This is a genomic window from Pseudomonas asiatica (assembly GCF_040214835.1).
GTDB classification, from domain to species: domain Bacteria; phylum Pseudomonadota; class Gammaproteobacteria; order Pseudomonadales; family Pseudomonadaceae; genus Aquipseudomonas; species Aquipseudomonas putida_Z.
This window is the reverse complement of the sequence record NZ_CP157874.1, coordinates 4,925,983-4,943,162: the sequence shown is the minus strand read 5'-3', so window position 1 is coordinate 4,943,162 and position 17,180 is coordinate 4,925,983. Positions and strand designations below refer to the sequence as shown.

Below are 17,180 nucleotides of genomic sequence, written 5' to 3'. Positions count from 1 at the left end.
GGAATACCTCCGGCCCAGCGCTTGTGCCGTACCTGAAGCAGCAACTGCCCCGTCCAAACCTTGAAACCTGCGCGGTCCCTGTGGGAGCGGGTTCACCCGCGAACACGGGCGTAGCCCGTGCCATCCACCGCGTCGCCTGTTTCGCGGGTAAACCCGCTCCCACAGGGATAGCGCCCGAGCCCAGCGCTTGTGCCGTACCTGCAGAAGCCGCCAGTGCAGGCAATTACTCGGCCGCTGGCCCTTCGAGCAACTCGGCCAGCGCATCCGGCTGGCTCTTGAACGCCCGGGCGAACACATCGCGGTTCTTGGCCATGTAGATACCGGCTTCCTCGACCTGTTTCTCGCTCAGCGAGGGCACTGCCTTGTGCAGTACTTCGGCCAGGCGCTCGGCCAGTTCGAGCATCTTGTCGTGACGGTCTGCTTCGGCCTTATCCATGAACAAGCGCTCCGGGTCGCGGCTGCTGCGGTACACCACTTCGACGGCCATTCATCACCTCTATGCCTTTTGCTGGTTGCGTTTCGATTTACTGTATCTATATACAGTAATGGCAATGTTGATTGCTTCGCAAGCAGAAATTGTAGCGTGGTGCAGAGGGCATACTGCTTCATGCCCAACTCAGCATCATCCATCAGCGCCTTGGCCATCCGGGCCCTTTCGCGGGTGAACCCGCTCCCACAGGTACGGCATCTACCTCAAGGCCTGTGGAGATCCTGTGGGAGCGGGTTTACCCGCGAAGAGGCCAGCCCAGACAACGCAACACCCAAACCTCAGTGCAAAGTCCGAGTTTCAGCGGGCATCTGCACCTGAACCAGTGCCGACTCAAGCAAAGCCCGCAACGTCTCCAGCTCATGCATTGAGGTCATCATCAGGATCGAAGCCGGCGATTTGGGCTGCAGTAGCAAGGGCTGATGCACCACGGTGGCTGCTCGCTTCTGGCAACTTGCCACGCCTCAAGGTGTCTTGCGGCAATCGGTCGCCTTCCAAGGCAGGGGCCTGGCCTTTTAACTGCATGGCACAAGCGTCACGCCGGTGACGCATCATCCTTCAAGACGTATCGGGGAATGGAACATCGTGAACATCAAATGGGCAGAAAAGCTGCGCAAGGGCCTGCACGGCTCGGCCGACTCGCTGGGCAACCTGTGCGTCGAGGCATTCCATTACCTGGCGCTGTTCGGCATTGGCGCGATCACCGCCTATGCGGCAGTGATGACGTTCCTGGACATGCTCGGCAAGGGCGGGGTCAGTGTCGATGACATCCTGCTGCTGTTCATCTACCTGGAGCTGGGGGCGATGGTCGGTATCTACTTCAAGACCAACCACATGCCGATCCGCTTCCTGCTGTACGTGGCAATCACCGCGCTGACCCGCCTGCTGATCGGCGACGTCTCGCACCACAAGGCGCCGGACGTCGGGCTGTTGTACGTGTGCGGTGGCATCCTGTTGCTGGCGTTCGCGATCCTGGTGGTGCGTTACGCTTCGTACCGCTACCCCTCGACCAAGGCGCTGGATGCCAACGGCAAGGAAGTGGAGGAGGGCAAGTAGCTCTCAGTTGGCGATGAAATGGCGCGGCTCGTGGCGGGCGTCACGGGTCAGCGCGGCCAGCACCTGCAGAGGGTTCTGGCTGTGTTCGATGGCCAGGCCCAGGCGGATGCTGTCGATCACCCGCTGCAGGCGTACCGGGTCATTGCGCTGGGCCTGGGTGATGAGGCGCTTGGCGACCACGCCAGCGTCGTCGGACAGGGTCAGCATGATGCTGCCGTCGAGGTTTGCAATGCTCAGGTTGACCCGGTATTCGGGGGCGAATGCAGCACTGATTCGTTCGAATGGGTTGTTCATGGTCATGCTTCTGCGGTGAATGAGTGCAGAAGTTGACCGGGGAAATTACCTGTTGGTTCAGCGCCATCGATCGATACAAACGAAAACGCCCGGCATCAGGCCGGGCGTTTGCATTGCCGATCAGGCGTCCGGATCACTCAGTTCCAGGGCTCCGCGCTTGCTGCGCAGCTTGCCGTAGAAGTGTTCCAGCGCGTGGTTGAGCTTGGTGGCGGCACCATCGACCGCCTGGTCCAGCGAAGTGGCGGTGTGGGTCACGGAAATCGGTTGGTGGCCTTTGGGGCGAGCCTCCATCTGGCAGCGTTTGTCATGCGGTCCGGGCTTGGCGCCGTTCTCGTCGCGCAGGTGAACCTCGATGCGGGTGAGGTCGTCTTCGTAACGTTCCAGCGAGTTCTGCAGTGTGCTGCGGACCCACTGGTCGAGCCGGGCGTTGCCTTCGAAATGGTTGCTGCTGTTGACCTGGATTTGCATGATTCAATCCTTATTCAGCTTGCTCGCATGGAGACGCGCCTAGGCCTTTGAGACCCTTGGAATTTCTGCGCCTCTTGACTCTAAGGTCAGGCAACGGCGAAACGAATTCAAGCCCTTTTCGAAAATAAATTTCTTGTTGCATTCAGGGCGGCAGGCGGCTCATCGCTCGGCCTTTGCTTATGAGAATTGAAATCATTATTATTGCAGGCCCGAAAACGCCCGGACCTTCGCCATGACGCGCAAAACCGCCGGTCTCTCGCTCAGCTATCGCCTGGCCGTGACTTCACGCAGCCTGGCCGCGCTGCTGGGCGGCTACCTGCTGGCGTCCGTGGCCAGCGTCTGCATCACCCTGCTAGCGCCGCTGTCACAGGTCGATGCCACGCTCACCGGCCTGCTGCTGTCATTCGTCTTCTACCTGCTGGCGTTCATCTGGTGCTTCGCCTGCCGCAGCGCTTTGCGCGCCTGGCTGGGCGTGCTGGCGCCAAGCGTGCTGCTGGGGGTGATCAGCGGGTTGGCCTACTGGATGAAAACCCCATGAAAGAAGGCTTCCGCCAAGCCATGGCCTGGCTGCACACCTGGACCGGCCTGATCTTCGGCTGGCTGTTGTTCGCCATCTTCCTTACCGGCACGCTGTCGTATTTCAAGGAAGAAATCACCCACTGGTCGCAGCCGGAAGTGCGCAGCCATGCACTGGACCCGACCCATAGCCTGGAGGTGGCCCAGCGGTACCTGCAGGACAACGCCGGGCATTCGGGCACCTGGCTGATCCGCATGCCCAACGCACGCGAGGCCGCCTTGAGCGTGGGTTATCGCGACCCCAATGGCGGGCCACGCGGCTTCGTCACCAAGACCCTCGATACCCAGACCGGCCAGCCGGTGGAGGCACGCGACAGTCGCGGTGGCGAGTTCTTCTACCGCTTTCACTTCCAGCTGCAGATGCCATACCCCTTCGGCCGCTGGCTGTCGACGTTCTGCGCCTTCATCATGCTGTTGGGGCTGGTCACCGGCATCATCACCCACAAGAAGATCTTCAAGGAGTTCTTCACCTTCCGCCCTGGCAAGGGCCAGCGTTCCTGGCTGGACGGGCACAACGCCATTGGCGTGCTGGTGCTGCCGTTCCACCTGATGATCAGCTACAGCAGCCTGGTGCTGTTCATGTACATGGTGATGCCGGCAGGCATCATGGCCAGCTACGGCAATGACACCGGCAAGTACTTCAACGACCTGTTCGGCCGTAACGATGCGCCCAAGGCGGCCCATGTGGCCGCGCCGCTGTTACCGTTGCCGAGCCTGTACGCCAAGGTGCAGGACCTGCAACCGGGCGCGCGTATCGGCCGTATCCAGGTGGAAAATGCCGGCGACAGCAATGCCCGCGTTACCTTCACCCAGTCCGCGGCCGACCATGTGGCCTATCGGCGCAGCGCCAATTGGACCTTCGATGGCGCCAGCGGTGTGCTGTTGAGCCAGGGTAAGCCGGAGAGCGGGGCAATGATGACCGCCTTCAGCTTTGCCGGCCTGCACATGGGCAATTTCGCCGGGCCCTGGCTGCGCTGGCTGTACTTCTTCTTTGGCGTGGCCGGTACCGCGGTAATCGGCACCGGGCTGGTGATGTGGCTGGGCAAGCGCCAGCTCAAGCATGCCAGGAGCGAACGCCTGCCGGGCGAACTGCGCCTGGTCGAGGTGCTCAATATCGCCAGCATGAGCGGCCTGTTGCTGGCCGTGGCGGGCTTCTTCTGGGCCAACCGCCTGATCCCGATGGGTGTCGACGGCCGGGCCGATTGGGAGGTCAACGCCTTCTTCAGCGCCTGGGGCCTGTCGCTGGTGCACGCTGTGCTGCGCAGCGGGCGCCGGGCATGGGGCGAGCAACTGGCGCTGGGCGCGCTGGCCTTCGCCTTGCTGCCGCTGCTCAACGGCCTGACCACCGGCCAGGGCCTGAACCATTCGCTGTCGGCGGGTGATTGGGCCATGGCCGGCTTCGACCTGACAGCGCTGGGCACCGGCCTGTTCCTGGCCTGGTTGGCCGGCAAGATGTTGCACAGCCCGAAACCTGTGGCCAAGCGTGCCCCGCGTGCAGCAAAGAAGCCGAGCACTGAAACGGCGGAGGCGAGCTGATGCTGGGTAATGCACTGATCGCTTACGCCGGCTTCGTTGCCCTGTGCCTGGCCATGGAGAAGCACTTCGTCGACCTGCTCGGGCGCAAGCCGCGCCCCGGGCAGTTGCGCCTGTTGCGCAGCACCGGCTGGCTGTTGCTGGTGCTGTCGCTGGTGCTCAGCGTGCACCTGCGTGGCTGGGCCCATGGCCTGGTGGAGTGGACCGCAGTGATGATGGCCGGGGTGACCCTGTGGGTGTTCGGCCTGCCATACCAGCCCCGCCTGTTGCTGGGCCTGGCCGCCGCCAGCGTGGTGCTGGGGCCGTTGCTGGCCGTGTTCGCCGAGTGATCAGGTGAGCGAGCCGGGCGACATGATCGAGGCGGATGCCGAAAGCGGCGGTGGGCGTGCGCGCTTCGTCCAGGTGTTCCAGGCCCAGCGGGCACGCATGGAGGCCCTGGTGAGCCGCCGGGTCGGCTGCCGGGCCACCGCATCGGATCTGGTCCAGGAACTGTTCCTGCGCTTCTGGCGTCGCCCCGAGGTCGAGGTCGAGGCGCTGGACACCTATCTGCTGCGTTGCGCCGGCAACCTGGCCATCGACCACCTGCGCAGCGAAGGCAGCCGCGAGCGCGTGGCCGAAGCTGTGCTGCCGCTGGATGAAGCGGCCATGGCCCAGGCCCCGGAGCAGGCCGTCGAGGTCGATCACGACTTGCAGCGCATCGACGCTGCCTTGCGCGCCTTGCCCGAGCGCACCCGGCAGATCTTCCTGCTCAACCGTATCCACGGCTGCAAGTACGGCGAGATCGCCAAGGCCATGCAACTGTCCCAGAGTGCTGTGGAAAAGCATATGATGCGCGCCCTCGAAGCGTGCAAGGCGAGTGTTGCCGAGCCCGCGTCCACCCCACGCCGGCCAGGGAGTGCCCGTCGATGAGCCGTTTACCGCCGATCACCGAGGCGCAGTCCCGGGCTGCACTGCAATGGCTCAGCCGCATCAACGAGCAGCCTGCGCAAGCCGAGGGCACGGCGTTCAAGCGCTGGCTGTTGGCCGACCCTGGGCACCGCGAGGCCTACGCCCAGGCCCAGGCGCTGTGGCAGAACAGCGCCGCCCCGGCGGCGCGCCTGGCCGCTGAAGAACAGGCAAGCCTGCAACGTTACCTGGATGCGATGGCCAGGCCACCGGCCAGGCACCCCTGGCGGCAGCGGGTCGCGGCGCTGGCGGTGGCTGCGTGCCTGGTACTGGCCGTGGGCGTTGCCGGTGGTTGGCACCCTGCCCTGTGGCTGCAGGACCTGCAGGCCGACTACAGCAGTGCTGGTCAAGTTCGCCAGGTGACCTTGGCCGACCAGTCGCAGGTGACGCTGGATGCGGGGAGCGCGATTGCAGTCGATTTTGTGCAGGGCGAGCGCCGCGTGCGGTTGTTGCATGGTGCGGCGTTCTTCCAGGTCACGCATACCGGCACGCCGTTCGTGGTGGAAGCTGCCGGCGGCGAGGTGCGCGTGCTTGGCACTCAGTTCGAAGTGCGCGAGCAGGGCGAGGGCGCCCAGGTCACGGTACGCAGCGGGCGCGTGGCGGTGAGCCCGGCACCGGGCACCGCAGCGCGTGAACTGACGGCCAACCAGCAGGCGGCCTACGCTGCCGGCCGAGTCGGCGACACCCTGACGGTGGACAGCGACAACCGCCTGGCCTGGCGCCAGGGCTGGCTGAATTACTACCAGGTGCCGCTGGCGCAGGTGGTCGAGGACCTGGGGCGTTATTACCCGGGGCGCATCCTGTTGCTCGATGATGAGTTGGGGCAGCGCAAGGTCAGTGGCAGTTTTCCCGTGGCCGAGCCGTTGCTGGCGCTGGATTCGCTGGGCAAGGTGATGGGCTTTTCGCGGCAGACAGTGCTGGGGCGGTTGACCCTGATCCGGTAGTCGCCTGTGCGGGCCTCTTCGCGGGTGAACCCGCTCCCACAGGAAGGGCGCAAGTTTCAAATCCTGTGCAGTACCTGTGGGAGCGGGTTCACCCGCGAAGAGGCCCGCACAGGCAAAAATATTTTCAGATAGCGGGTGAGGTAACAGGACGTGGCATCCGTGTAATGAGTGGAAGTGCGATTCATTCGCAGTCATATCCCTCTCACAGGTCAGCGTCCATGAAGTTCACCCCGCGTTGCGTCCCTCTCTGGCTCGGCCTTTCCGCGCTCCCGGCATTCGCTGTCGCCCCCCTGGCCTGTGCCGCCGAGCAGCAGCAGGCGTATGCCTTCGCCCAGCCAGCGCAACCCCTTGCCCAGGCACTTGGCGCCTTCAGCCGCACCACCGGCCAGAGTGTGATCTACACCCTGGAACTGCCTGGCGTGCAGGCGCCGGCGCTGAACGGCAGGTTCAGCGCCGAACAGGCCCTGCAACAGCTGCTGGGCACTACCGGGCTGGCCTGGCGCCGCGTCGATGCACGCACGCTCACCCTCGAAGCAGTGGACACCTCCGGCGCCCTCAACCTGCAGGCCATCACCGTGACCTCGCAACTGGACGACTACAGTTACCAGCCCCCGGCTACCGCCTCGATCATGCGCGGGCAGGGCCCTAGCCAGGACATCCCCCAAGCCATCAACGTGGTGCCGGCCCAGGTCATCCGTGACCAGGCCCCGCGCAACCTCGATGACGCCCTGGCCAATGTCAGCGGCATCACCCAGGGCAACAATTTCGGTGGCACCTCCGACACGGTGATGAAGCGCGGCTTCGGCGACAACCGCGACGGCTCGATCATGCGCGATGGCATGCCCATCGTGCAGGGCCGCAGCCTCAACGCCAGCACCGAGCGGGTCGAAGTGCTCAAGGGCCCGGCCTCGCTGCTGTACGGCATCCAGGACCCGGGCGGGGTCATCAACGTGGTCAGCAAGCGCCCGCAACTCGAGCAGTACAACGCCCTGACCGTGCGCGGGTCGACCTACGGCAGCGGCAAGAACGGCAGCGGTGGCGGGTTCGACAGCACCGGCGCGCTCGGCGACAGCAACTTCGCCTATCGCCTGATCGTCGACCACGAAGATGAAGACTACTGGCGCAACTACGGCGTGCACCGCGAATCGCTGGTAGCGCCGTCGCTGGCCTGGCTGGGCGAAGACACCCAGGTGGTACTGGCCTACGAGCACCGCGAATTTCTCTACCCCTTCGACCGTGGCACGGCGTTCGGCAACAACGGCCACCCGCTGGATATCCCAGCCACGCGGCGCCTGGACGAGCCCTTCAACGACATGGAGGGGCGTTCCGACCTGTACCGACTGGAAGTCGACCACCAACTGGCCGATGACTGGAAGCTGCACTTCGGCTACAGCTTCAACCGCGAAACCTATGATGCCAGCCAGGTGCGGGTGACCGGCGTGAATGAAAAAAGCGGCACGCTGTCGCGCAGCATCGACGGCACCCACAACGCCATGAGCCGTGACCAGTTCGCCACCCTGAGCCTGGCCGGCAATGTGCACCTGGCCGGGATGCAGAACGACCTGCTGTTCGGTGTCGATCATGAAGACCGCAAGGTCTTTCGTGGCGACCTGATCCGGCAGAGCGCCCAATCTACCTTCAACTACATGAACCCGATCTACGGGCAGGAAGTGGAGGGCACCACCGTCAAAGCCAGTGACAGCGACCAGACCGACAAGCTACGCACCGACGCGTTGTTCGTGCAGGACGCGCTGCACCTGGATGATCACTGGATCCTGGTGGCCGGTGCGCGCTTCCAGCAGTTCGACCAATACGCTGGCCGCGGCCGCCCGTTCAAGGCCAACACCGACATCAATGGCCAGGCGTGGGTGCCGCATGCAGGTATCGTCTACAAGGTGGACGAGCAGCTGTCGTTTTATGGCAGCTATAGCGAGTCGTTCAAGCCCAACTCCACCATCGCGCCGCTGGTCGGCAATGTGGTGCTTGACTCGTCGGTGGCGCCGGAGGAGGGCAAATCGTGGGAGCTGGGCGCCAAGCTCGACATGCCAGGCCGCCTTACCGGAACCCTGGCGTTGTTCGACATCACCAAGCGCAACGTGCTGGTTTCCAACTTTGATACCAGTACGCGCGAAACGGTGTACAGCAATGCTGGAGAGGTCAGCTCACGGGGTGTCGAGCTGGACCTGACCGGCCAGTTGAGTGAGCGCTGGAGCCTGATCGGCAGCTACGCCTTCACCGATGCGCAAGTGACCAAGGACCCGGACCTCAAGGGCAACCGCCTGCAGAACGTGGCCCGCCACAGTGGTTCGCTGTCGGCGGTGTATGACTATGGCAGCCTGTTCGGCGGCGATCGCCTGCGCATTGGCGCGGGGGCGCGATACGTGGGCGAGCGCGCTGGCAACCCGACCAACACCTTCGACCTGCCGTCCTATACCGTGGCCGATGCCTTTGCCAGCTACGAGACCAGGCTCGACGAGCACAAGGTGCTGTTGCAACTGAACGTGAAGAACCTGTTCGACAAGGTTTACTACAGCTCGGCGGTGAACCAGTACTTTGTGGCCATTGGCGATGCGCGGCAGGTGAGCTTGTCCAGTACCTTCGAGTTCTAGGCCAGCCTGTACCGGCCTCTTCGCGGCTAAAGCCGCTCCCACAGGTAGTGCACTGCCCTTGAGGGTGGCGCGGTCCCTGTGGGAGCGGCTTTAGCCGCGAATGGCCGAACGGTATTCGCCAGGCGTTGCACCGACCGCCTGGCGGAACCGGTTGCTGAAATGGCTGGCACTGGCAAACCCGCACAACAGGGCAATCTCCCCCAAAGGCATCAACCCCAGCCGCAACAGCTGGCAGGCCCGGTGCAGCCGCCGGGCCAGCAGGTACTGGTGCGGCGGCAGCCCGAAACTGGCGCGGAACATGCGCGCAAAGTGGTATTCGGACAGGTTGCAGCGCAAGGCCAGTTCACCCAGGGTGATGGGCTGGTCGAGATGCGCTTCGATGTAGTCGACCATTTGCCGGCGCAGGCTCGGTGCCAGCCCGCCTTTCAGGCGCAGGCCCTGGCGCAGCCCGACCTGGTTGAGCAGCGCATGGTCGACGATCTCGTGCGCCAGGCTGCTGGCCAGCAAGCGTTCGCCAGGTTCATCCCAGTCCAGGGTTATCAGCTGGCGAAAGCGCTTGGCCTGCTGCGGGTCATCGAGAAAGGTCGCTTCCTGCAGTTGCAGCTCACGCGGTTCACGGTCAAGCAGGCGCACGCAGCCCAGGGCGAATTGCGCCTCGCTGACATACAGGTGCGCCAGGCGGATCGCGCCATTGACCACCCAGTTCGATTCCTGCCCGGCGGGCATCACGCACAGCTTGTCGGGCGCCCCTTTGTCGCCGGGGCGCTGGCGGCGAAAGGTGCCGGTGCCGTCGGCGATGTAGCACGACAGGGTGTGATGGCTCGGTGCCTGGTAATCGCGGGCATCGTCGCGGTTGCTCCACAACGCCGCCGCCAGCCCGTCGCCCAGGTGCGCGCTCAGCTCCAGCCGGGCGTGGGGCGAGGCGTGCATGGCGTTGAACACTTGCAGCTGGGTGAGTGGCGTCATGGGCGGTTCCTCTTGCCAGCCATCCTACTGCGCCTTGGGCTGGCTTACAGCTACCAGCGGGACAAATGCGCAAGTTTGTGCAAGCGCGTGGGTGTTCGACAGGAGAACACTGAAATGCCTCGGCGAGGGCTGCGCCCTCGATTCGCGGGTGAACCCGCTCCCACAGGGACCGCGCCAGCCTCGAGAGCAGCGCGGTCCCTGTGGGAGCGGCTTTAGCCGCGAAGCGCCGGGCACCGATCCTGAAAGGCCCAAGGAACCGCCGCCATGAACCTGTCACTCTACCTGCTAACCGTCCTGATCTGGGGCACCACCTGGATCGCCCTGAAACTCCAGCTGGGCGTGGTCGCCATTCCGGTCTCGATCGTCTACCGCTTCGCCCTGGCCGGGCTGATCCTGTTCGCCTTCCTGCTGCTCACCCGCCGCCTGCAGCCAATGAACCGGCGTGGCCACCAGATCTGTCTGGCCCAGGGCCTGTGCCTGTTCTGCGTCAACTTCATCTGCTTCCTCAGCGCCAGCCAGTGGATTGCCAGCGGCCTGATCGCCGTGGTGTTCTCCACCGCCACCCTGTGGAACGCACTCAACGCGCGGATCTTCTTCGGCCAGAAGATCGCCAGCAACGTGCTCGGCGGCGGCGCCTTGGGGCTACTTGGCCTGGGGCTGCTGTTCTGGCCCGAGCTGTCCCACCACTCGGCCAGCCGCGAAACCCTGTACGGCCTTGGCCTGGCCCTGCTCGGCACGCTGTGCTTCTCGGCCGGCAACATGCTGTCGAGCATGCAGCAGAAGGCCGGGCTCAAACCCATGACCACCAATGCCTGGGGCATGGTCTACGGGGCGGTGATGCTGGCAGTGTTCTGCGTGGTCAGCGGCGTGCCATTCAGCATGGAGTGGAACCTGCGGTACATCGGCTCGTTGCTGTACCTGGTGGTGCCGGGCTCGGTGATCGCCTTTACCGCCTACCTGACCCTGGTCGGGCGCATGGGGCCGGAGCGGGCAGCGTACTGCACGGTGCTGTTCCCGTTGGTGGCGTTGAACGTGTCGGCGGTGGCCGAGGGGTATCAGTGGACAGCGCCGGCCTTGTTGGGGCTGGTGGCGGTGATGGCGGGGAATGTGCTGGTGTTTCGCAAGCCCAAGGCCAGGGTGGCTGAGGGTGTTGTGGTGGCCAAATAGGTAATGGGTTGCCTGCGCCGGCCTCTTCGCGGGTAAACCCGCTCCCACAGGTACCCCACAGCCCTCAGAGCCTTTGCAATACCTGTGGGAGCGGGTTTACCCGCGAAAGGGCCGGTGCAGGCAGTAGAGGGCTATCAGCCCTTCCACACCTGCGGGTTCACCAAGTCTCGCGGCCGCTCACCCAGCAGCGCCGCGCGCAGGTTGTCGATTGCCCGGTTGGCCATGGCCTCGCGGGTTTCGGCAGTGGCCGAGCCAACGTGCGGCAAGGTCAGGGCATTGGGCAGCTTGAACAGCGGCGAATCGCTCAGCGGCTCTTTCTCGTACACGTCCAGGCCCGCACCGCGAATGGTGCCGTTCTGCAGTGCCTCGATCAGCGCCGCCTCGTCCACCACCGGCCCGCGGGCGATGTTGATCAGGAACGCGCTCGGCTTCATCAGTTGCAACTCACGCGCACCGATCAGCTTGCGGGTGGCATCGGACAACGGCACCACGATGCAGACAAAGTCGGCTTCGGCCAGCAGTTGTTCCAGGCTGCGGAACTGCGCGCCCAGCTCTTGCTCCAGCGCGCTCTTGCGGCTGTTGCCGGAATAGATGACCGGCATGTTGAAACCGAACCGGCCGCGACGGGCAATGGCGGCACCGATGTTGCCCATGCCGACGATACCCAGGGTCTTGCCGTGCACATCGCTACCGAAGTGGGCCGGGCCTACGGTGGCCTGCCAGTTGCCGGCCTTGGTCCAGGCATCCAGCTCGGCGGTGCGGCGGGCGCAGCCCATGATCAGCGAGAAACCCAGGTCGGCGGTGCTTTCGGTCAGCACGTCGGGGGTGTTGGTCAGGGCGATGCCGCGTTCGTTGAAGTAGTCCAGGTCGTAGTTGTCGTAGCCGACCGACACGCTGGATACCACCTCCAGCCTGGCTGCCCCTTCAAGCTGCGCCCGGCCGAGCTTGCGGCCAACGCCGATCAGGCCATGGGCCTCGGGCAGGGCTTCATTGAACTGGGCATTGATGTCGCCGAGCTTGGGGTTCGGCACGATCACGTTGAAGTCTTGCTGCAGGCGTTCGGCCATGGCCGGGGTGATACGGCTGAAGGCCAGGACGGTCTTTTTCATCGGACAACTTCTCTGCAAGGCGGTGGGGCGGTGGTGGTTTCTTCGCGGGTGAACCCGCTCCCACAGGTATTGCACAGGCCTGGAAGGCAGTGGTGTGCCTGTGGGAGCGGGTTTACCCGCGAAGAGGCCGGCGATGGTTAGCAACCTACCATTGTCCGACCTCGCAATGCAGCAGCTTTTTAGTTGGCGATCATCACCTGATGGGTTTTCAGGTCCGCCTCATGGGCTGCCAGAATCTCCGGCAGCGAGTTGCGCAGGTACTCCACCCAGGTCTTGATCTTGGCATCCAGGTACTGCCGCGACGGGTAGATGGCGTACAGGTTCAGCTCCTGCAGCCGGTACTCGGGCAGCACCCGTACCAGGCTGCCATCGCGCAGGCCGTCGATGGCCGAATAGATCGGCAGCACGCCCACGCCCATGCCGCTGCGGATGGCGGTCTTCATGGCATCGGCAGTATTGACCATGAACGGCGAGCTGGTGATGTTGACCATCTCCTGGCCTTCCGGCCCGTCGAACAGCCATTTCTCCAACGGGATCACCGGGCTGACCATGCGCAGGCAGGCGTGCTTGAGCAGGTCGGCAGGCTTGTGCGCAACGCCGTGGCGGGCGATGTAGGCGGGCGAGGCGCAGACGATGCTGTAGGTGATGCCCAGGCGCTGGGACACGAACCCCGAGTCGGGCAGTTCGGTGGCCAGCACGATGGACACGTCATAGCCCTCGTCGAGCAGGTCTGGCACGCGGTTGGCCATGGTCAGGTCGAAGGTCACGTCCGGGTGCGATTCGCGGTAGCGGGCGATGGCGTCGACCACGAAGTGCTGACCGACCCCGGTCATCGAGTGCACCTTCAATTGCCCGGCCGGGCGGGCATGGGCGTCGCTGGCCTCGGCCTCGGCTTCTTCGACATAGGTAAGAATCTGTTCGCAACGCATCAGGTAGCGCTTGCCGGCTTCGGTCAGCGCAATGCGGCGGGTGGTGCGATTGAGCAGCCTTGTTTGCAGATGGGCTTCCAGGTTGGAGACCGCCCGCGACACGTTCGCGGTGGTCGTATCCAGTTGCCCGGCGGCAGCGGTAAAGCTGCCGAGTTGGGCTACGCAACTGAAAGCACGCATGTTTTGCAGGGTGTCCATGGGTCACTCTCGATGTAGAGGACAAAATTGTGTCACGAAGTAACGTAAAAGAGATGAAAAGTTGCCTTCGACCAAAGGCGGATTATCGCTGTTTTGGTAACAAAGATTCGCAGGAATCCACGCTTATCGCCAGTGCTGCCGCCCCCTAGAATTGCCCGGCCCCTTCACCTCTTCCTCGGGAAATCGCAGCTGTGCCGCGTCGCATCATCAGAACGCTCTGTGCGTTCAGTGCCTGTGCCCTTGCCCTCACCTTGAGCGGCTGTATCGGAACCTGGGGCATTGCCCCGCAAAGCAAGACGCTGCAAGCCAACACCCTGACCACCGACGCGGCCATACGCGAAGCCGCGACCGACGCCCACTGGCCCGACCAGCAGTGGTGGCACGCCTATGGCGACCCACAGCTGGACCGCTGGGTTGCCCTGGCCGTGGCCGGCAGCCCGAGCCTGGCCATGGCTGCGGCGCGGGTACGCGAAGCCAAGGCCATGGCTGGCGTGGTCGAGTCGGCGGAAAAACTCCAGGCCAACGGCCAGGCCACGCTCAAGCGCCACAACTGGCCTGAAGACCAGTTCTACGGCCCGGGCGCGCTGTCCGGCGCCAATACCTGGGACAACAACGCCGCCATTGGCTTCAGCTATGCACTCGACCTGTGGGGCCGCGAACGCAACGCCAGCGAGCAGGCCGTGGACCAGGCGCACATGAGCGTGGCCGAAGCCCGCCAGGCGCAACTGGAGCTGCAGAACAACGTGGTGCGCGCCTACATCCAGCTGAGCCTGCACTTCGCCCAGCGCGATATCGTCAAGGCCGAGCTGGAACAGCAGGAGCAGATCCTGGCCCTGGCCAAGCGCCGCCTGGATGCCGGCATCGGCACTCACTTCGAAGTCAGCCAGGCCGAAGCGCCGTTGCCGGAAACCCACCGCCAGCTCGACAGCCTGGACGAAGAAATTGCCCTGGCCCGCAACCAGCTGGCCGCCCTGGCCGGCAAGGGCCCGGGGGAGGGCGCGCAGTTGCAGCGCCCGAGCCTGGCCCTGGCCGCGCCGCTGAAGCTGCCGTCGAACCTGCCGGCCGAACTGGTCGGCCAGCGCCCCGACGTGGTCGCCAGCCGTTGGCAGGTGGCCGCCCAGGCGCGGGGCATCGATGTCGCTCACGCCGGCTTCTTCCCCAACGTCGACCTGGTCGGCAGCCTTGGCTTCATGGCAACCGGCGGTGGCCCGCTGGAATTCCTTACCGGGCGCAAGTTCAACTACAACGTCGGCCCGGCCATCAGCCTGCCGATCTTCGACGGTGGCCGGCTGCGCTCGCAGCTGGGCGTGGCCTCGGCGGGCTATGACGTGGCCGTGGCGCGCTACAACCAGACTGTGGTCGGTGCGCTGAAGAACATCTCCGACCAGCTGATTCGCCGTGAGTCGATGAAGGAGCAGTCGCACTTCGCCGCCGAGTCGGTCGCGGCCGCGCAGAAAACCTACGACATCGCCATGGTCGCTTTCCAGCGTGGCCTTACCGACTACCTCAACGTGCTCAACGCCCAGACCTTGCTGTTCCGCCAGCAGCAGGTGCAACAGCAGGTGCAGGCTGCCCGCCTGATTGCCCATGCCGAGCTGGTCACTGCCCTGGGCGGCGGCTTGCAGGCTGGCCAGGACGTGCCGAAAGAGGAGCGCCAGGCCGCACCGAAAACCCCGGCCACCCTGGCCATTTTCGACAAGAAGCCGGATAACGCCGAATGAGCACTTCCAGTTTGCCCGTGCGCTGGCTGCAGAGCCTGGAATGGCGCCGGGGCTTCTTTGCCTGGGCGCGCACCGACGGGGTGACCTGGGTGTATATCTTCAAGGTGCTGGCCGCTGCGTTCATCACCCTGTGGCTGGCCATGCGCCTGGAGTTGCCGCAACCGCGCACGGCGATGATCACCGTGTTCATCGTCATGCAGCCGCAAAGCGGGCATGTGTTCGCCAAGAGCTTCTACCGGGTGCTCGGCACCCTGGCCGGCTCGGCGATGATGGTGGCGCTGATCGCCATATTCCCGCAGAACACCGAGCTGTTCCTGCCCAGCCTGGCCCTGTGGGTAGGCCTGTGCTCGGCCGGTGCCATGCGCTACCGCACCTTCCGCGCCTATGGCTTCGTGCTGGCCGGCTACACCGCGGCGATGATCGGCCTGCCGGTGCTGGAGCACCCTGACCAGGCGTTCATGGCGGCGGTATGGCGGGTGCTGGAAATCGCCCTGGGCATTCTGGTGTCGACCTTCGTCAGCGCCGCGATCCTGCCGCAGTCGGCCAGTGCCGCCATGCGCAACGCCCTGTACCAGCGCTTTGGCGTGTTCGCCGGGGTGGTGGTCGAGGCCCTGCGCGGCGAAAGCCAGCGGGACCGCTTCGAGAGCAGCAACGTGCGCTTCGTCGCTGAAGCAGTGGGCCTCGAGAGCCTGCGCAACGTCACCGCCTTCGAAGACCCGCACATGCGCCGGCGCTCTGGTCGCCTGGTGCGCATGAACAGCGAGTTCATGGCCATCACCACACGCTTCAATGCCCTGCACCGGTTGCTGGAGCGCCTGCGCGCCCGCGGCCCGCTGCAGATCGTCGGCGCCATCGAGCCGGGCCTGAACACCCTGGTGGAGCTGTTGCAGCCCTACGTGGGCCGGGCGCTGACCGACGCCGATGCGCTGCGCCTGACCCTGGAGCTGGCCGCCTACAAGGAAGGCTTGCAGGCACAGGTGCGCGGCCTGCGCGCCGAGTACCTGGCAACCGAGCCGAGCGAGTCCGACCTGCTCGACTTCCACACCGCCTTCGAGCTGCTCTACCGCTTCGTCGACGAGATGTACGGCTACGCCGAAACCCACGCCTCGCTGGCCGCGCACCGGCACGAACGCGAGCAGTGGGACGAGCCCTACGTGGCGCAGACCAGCTGGCTGGTATCGTTGGCCGCCGGTGTGCGCGCCTCGGCGGTGCTGTTGCTGCTGGGCAGCTACTGGCTGTTCAGCGACTGGCCCAGCGGCGCCATGATGACCCTGATCGCCACCGTCACCGTGGGCCTGTCGGCAGCCTCGCCGAACCCCAAGCGCATGTCGTTCCAGATGGCCTGCGGCACGGCGATTGGTGCCTTCGTCGGCTTCTTCGAAACCTTCTTCGTGTTCCCCTGGATCGACGGTTTCCCGCTGCTGTGCATGGTCCTGGCACCAGTGTTCGTGCTGGGCGCGTTCCTTTCGTCACGGCCGGCCTATGCCGGCTACGGCATCGGCCTGCTGGTGTTCTTCGCCATCGGCTCGGTGCCGAACAACCTCACCGTGTATGACCCATACACCTTCATCAACGACTACATCGGCATGGTCATCGGCATGTTCGTCTGTGCCGCTGCCGGGGCGATCATCCTGCCGCCCAACAGCCGCTGGCTGTGGAGCCGCCTGGAGCAGGAACTGCGCGAGCAGGTGCTGTTCGCCATCAGCGGCCGCCTGCGCGGCATCGGCACCGCCTTCGAGAGCCGCACCCGTGACCTGCTGCACCAGGCCTATGGCCTGGCAGCCGGCAAGCCGCAGGTACAGAGCCAGTTGATGGGCTGGATGTTCACCGTGCTGGAAATCGGCCACGCCATCATCGAGCTGCGCAAGGAACAGGCCCGTGCGCCGGTGCACCCGGCCTACGCCGAGTCGCAGCCCTGGCGCCAGGCGATCCGCGTGATGGGCCGTGCCCTGGCCCGGCTGTTCCTGCAGCCCAGCGCCAGCAACCACGAACGCGCGCTGGTGGCGGTGGACCATGCCATCGCCCGCGTGCAGGCCACCGACGAGCCCTTCGCCCGCCACTTCGACACCTCGGTGCTGCGCCGCGCGCAAAGCTACCTGCACTTCATCCGTTCTTCCCTGCTCGACCCACAGTCGCCGTTGGCACCGGCGAAAGGACTGCACGATGCTCCGTGAAACC

General features: G+C 64.9%; 16 protein-coding genes. 10 read left to right on the top strand and 6 right to left on the bottom strand.

Going from position 1 to position 17,180, the window contains the following annotated elements; all coding sequences use genetic code 11:
• Nucleotides 1-223: 223 nt before the first annotated feature.
• Nucleotides 224-487: a YebG family protein gene (locus ABNP31_RS22050; RefSeq protein WP_085664434.1), complete on the bottom strand. Its 264-nt coding sequence runs from the start codon at nt 485-487 to the stop codon at nt 224-226.
• 585 nt (nt 488-1,072) lie between these two features.
• On the opposite strand from ABNP31_RS22050, the gene ABNP31_RS22045 reads away from it, so the two are divergent.
• Nucleotides 1,073-1,543, top strand: coding sequence for a phosphate-starvation-inducible protein PsiE (locus tag ABNP31_RS22045; RefSeq protein ID WP_085614327.1), 471 nt, complete (start codon nt 1,073-1,075; stop codon nt 1,541-1,543).
• Nucleotides 1,544-1,546: 3 nt separating this feature from the next.
• Here the strand turns inward: ABNP31_RS22045 and ABNP31_RS22040 are convergent, their stop codons facing one another.
• Complete coding sequence (locus ABNP31_RS22040; protein WP_025340607.1) at nt 1,547-1,837, bottom strand: DUF3509 domain-containing protein; 291 nt, start codon at nt 1,835-1,837, stop codon at nt 1,547-1,549.
• A gap of 120 nt (nt 1,838-1,957) precedes the next feature.
• Nucleotides 1,958-2,305: an HPF/RaiA family ribosome-associated protein gene (locus ABNP31_RS22035; RefSeq protein ID WP_003260689.1), complete on the bottom strand. Its 348-nt coding sequence runs from the start codon at nt 2,303-2,305 to the stop codon at nt 1,958-1,960.
• 232 nt (nt 2,306-2,537) lie between these two features.
• On the opposite strand from ABNP31_RS22035, the gene ABNP31_RS22030 reads away from it, so the two are divergent.
• The 6 genes from ABNP31_RS22030 to ABNP31_RS22005 all read left to right on the top strand — a co-directional run bounded on the left by ABNP31_RS22030 (nt 2,538) and on the right by ABNP31_RS22005 (nt 8,912).
• Entirely contained in the window at nt 2,538-2,843 is a 306-nt protein-coding gene (locus ABNP31_RS22030) for a DUF3649 domain-containing protein (protein WP_085664431.1), read from the top strand.
• Nucleotides 2,840-4,417: a PepSY-associated TM helix domain-containing protein gene (locus tag ABNP31_RS22025; RefSeq protein WP_085664430.1), complete on the top strand. Its 1,578-nt coding sequence runs from the start codon at nt 2,840-2,842 to the stop codon at nt 4,415-4,417. The genes ABNP31_RS22030 and ABNP31_RS22025 overlap by 4 nt, the downstream gene beginning before the upstream one ends.
• Nucleotides 4,417-4,743 carry a DUF3325 domain-containing protein gene (locus tag ABNP31_RS22020; RefSeq protein ID WP_350012756.1) on the top strand — a complete coding sequence of 109 codons (327 nt, stop codon included), beginning with the start codon at nt 4,417-4,419 and terminating at the stop codon, nt 4,741-4,743. Before ABNP31_RS22025 ends, ABNP31_RS22020 begins: the two co-directional genes overlap by 1 nt.
• 22 nt (nt 4,744-4,765) lie before the next feature.
• Entirely contained in the window at nt 4,766-5,323 is a 558-nt protein-coding gene (locus ABNP31_RS22015) for an RNA polymerase sigma factor (RefSeq protein ID WP_176240884.1), read from the top strand.
• On the top strand, nt 5,320-6,303 hold the full coding sequence (locus ABNP31_RS22010; RefSeq protein ID WP_238066914.1) for a FecR family protein: 984 nt from the start codon (nt 5,320-5,322) through the stop codon (nt 6,301-6,303). The genes ABNP31_RS22015 and ABNP31_RS22010 overlap by 4 nt, the downstream gene beginning before the upstream one ends.
• A 218-nt stretch (nt 6,304-6,521) precedes the next feature.
• On the top strand, nt 6,522-8,912 hold the full coding sequence (locus ABNP31_RS22005; RefSeq protein WP_350012755.1) for a TonB-dependent siderophore receptor: 2,391 nt from the start codon (nt 6,522-6,524) through the stop codon (nt 8,910-8,912).
• Between the two features lie 90 nt (nt 8,913-9,002).
• On the opposite strand, the gene ABNP31_RS22000 is transcribed toward ABNP31_RS22005, so the two are convergent.
• Entirely contained in the window at nt 9,003-9,878 is an 876-nt protein-coding gene (locus tag ABNP31_RS22000) for a helix-turn-helix domain-containing protein (RefSeq protein WP_075046302.1), read from the bottom strand.
• A 264-nt stretch (nt 9,879-10,142) separates the two neighbouring features.
• On the opposite strand from ABNP31_RS22000, the gene ABNP31_RS21995 reads away from it, so the two are divergent.
• Nucleotides 10,143-11,045, top strand: coding sequence for a DMT family transporter (locus ABNP31_RS21995; RefSeq protein WP_350012754.1), 903 nt, complete (start codon nt 10,143-10,145; stop codon nt 11,043-11,045).
• A 134-nt stretch (nt 11,046-11,179) separates the two neighbouring features.
• On the opposite strand, the gene ABNP31_RS21990 is transcribed toward ABNP31_RS21995, so the two are convergent.
• Together ABNP31_RS21990 and ABNP31_RS21985 are read right to left on the bottom strand one after the other, a co-directional pair.
• The gene (locus tag ABNP31_RS21990) at nt 11,180-12,154 is read right to left on the bottom strand and encodes a 2-hydroxyacid dehydrogenase (protein ID WP_085664426.1); all 975 of its coding nucleotides are present in this window, start codon (nt 12,152-12,154) and stop codon (nt 11,180-11,182) included.
• 179 nt (nt 12,155-12,333) lie between these two features.
• On the bottom strand, nt 12,334-13,281 hold the full coding sequence (locus ABNP31_RS21985; protein WP_013974172.1) for a LysR family transcriptional regulator: 948 nt from the start codon (nt 13,279-13,281) through the stop codon (nt 12,334-12,336).
• 191 nt (nt 13,282-13,472) lie between these two features.
• On the opposite strand from ABNP31_RS21985, the gene ABNP31_RS21980 reads away from it, so the two are divergent.
• Nucleotides 13,473-15,002, top strand: coding sequence for an efflux transporter outer membrane subunit (locus tag ABNP31_RS21980; protein WP_085664425.1), 1,530 nt, complete (start codon nt 13,473-13,475; stop codon nt 15,000-15,002).
• On the top strand, nt 14,999-17,176 hold the full coding sequence (locus tag ABNP31_RS21975; protein ID WP_025340597.1) for an FUSC family protein: 2,178 nt from the start codon (nt 14,999-15,001) through the stop codon (nt 17,174-17,176). Before ABNP31_RS21980 ends, ABNP31_RS21975 begins: the two co-directional genes overlap by 4 nt.
• Nucleotides 17,177-17,180 lie beyond the last annotated feature (4 nt).

Bases quoted from the DNA above. Each gene is read 5' to 3' on its own strand.
- ABNP31_RS22050 (WP_085664434.1), bottom strand. From the start codon at position 487: ATGGCCGTCGAAGTGGTGTACCGCAGCAGCCGCGACCCGGAGCGCTTG.
- ABNP31_RS22040 (WP_025340607.1), bottom strand. From the start codon at position 1,837: ATGAACAACCCATTCGAACGAATCAGTGCTGCATTCGCCCCCGAATAC.
- ABNP31_RS22035 (WP_003260689.1), bottom strand. From the start codon at position 2,305: ATGCAAATCCAGGTCAACAGCAGCAACCATTTCGAAGGCAACGCCCGG.
- ABNP31_RS22030 (WP_085664431.1), top strand. From the start codon at position 2,538: ATGACGCGCAAAACCGCCGGTCTCTCGCTCAGCTATCGCCTGGCCGTG.
- ABNP31_RS22025 (WP_085664430.1), top strand. From the start codon at position 2,840: ATGAAAGAAGGCTTCCGCCAAGCCATGGCCTGGCTGCACACCTGGACC.
- ABNP31_RS22020 (WP_350012756.1), top strand. From the start codon at position 4,417: ATGCTGGGTAATGCACTGATCGCTTACGCCGGCTTCGTTGCCCTGTGC.
- ABNP31_RS22015 (WP_176240884.1), top strand. From the start codon at position 4,766: ATGATCGAGGCGGATGCCGAAAGCGGCGGTGGGCGTGCGCGCTTCGTC.
- ABNP31_RS22010 (WP_238066914.1), top strand. From the start codon at position 5,320: ATGAGCCGTTTACCGCCGATCACCGAGGCGCAGTCCCGGGCTGCACTG.
- ABNP31_RS22005 (WP_350012755.1), top strand. From the start codon at position 6,522: ATGAAGTTCACCCCGCGTTGCGTCCCTCTCTGGCTCGGCCTTTCCGCG.
- ABNP31_RS22000 (WP_075046302.1), bottom strand. From the start codon at position 9,878: ATGACGCCACTCACCCAGCTGCAAGTGTTCAACGCCATGCACGCCTCG.
- ABNP31_RS21995 (WP_350012754.1), top strand. From the start codon at position 10,143: ATGAACCTGTCACTCTACCTGCTAACCGTCCTGATCTGGGGCACCACC.
- ABNP31_RS21990 (WP_085664426.1), bottom strand. From the start codon at position 12,154: ATGAAAAAGACCGTCCTGGCCTTCAGCCGTATCACCCCGGCCATGGCC.
- ABNP31_RS21985 (WP_013974172.1), bottom strand. From the start codon at position 13,281: ATGGACACCCTGCAAAACATGCGTGCTTTCAGTTGCGTAGCCCAACTC.
- ABNP31_RS21975 (WP_025340597.1), top strand. From the start codon at position 14,999: ATGAGCACTTCCAGTTTGCCCGTGCGCTGGCTGCAGAGCCTGGAATGG.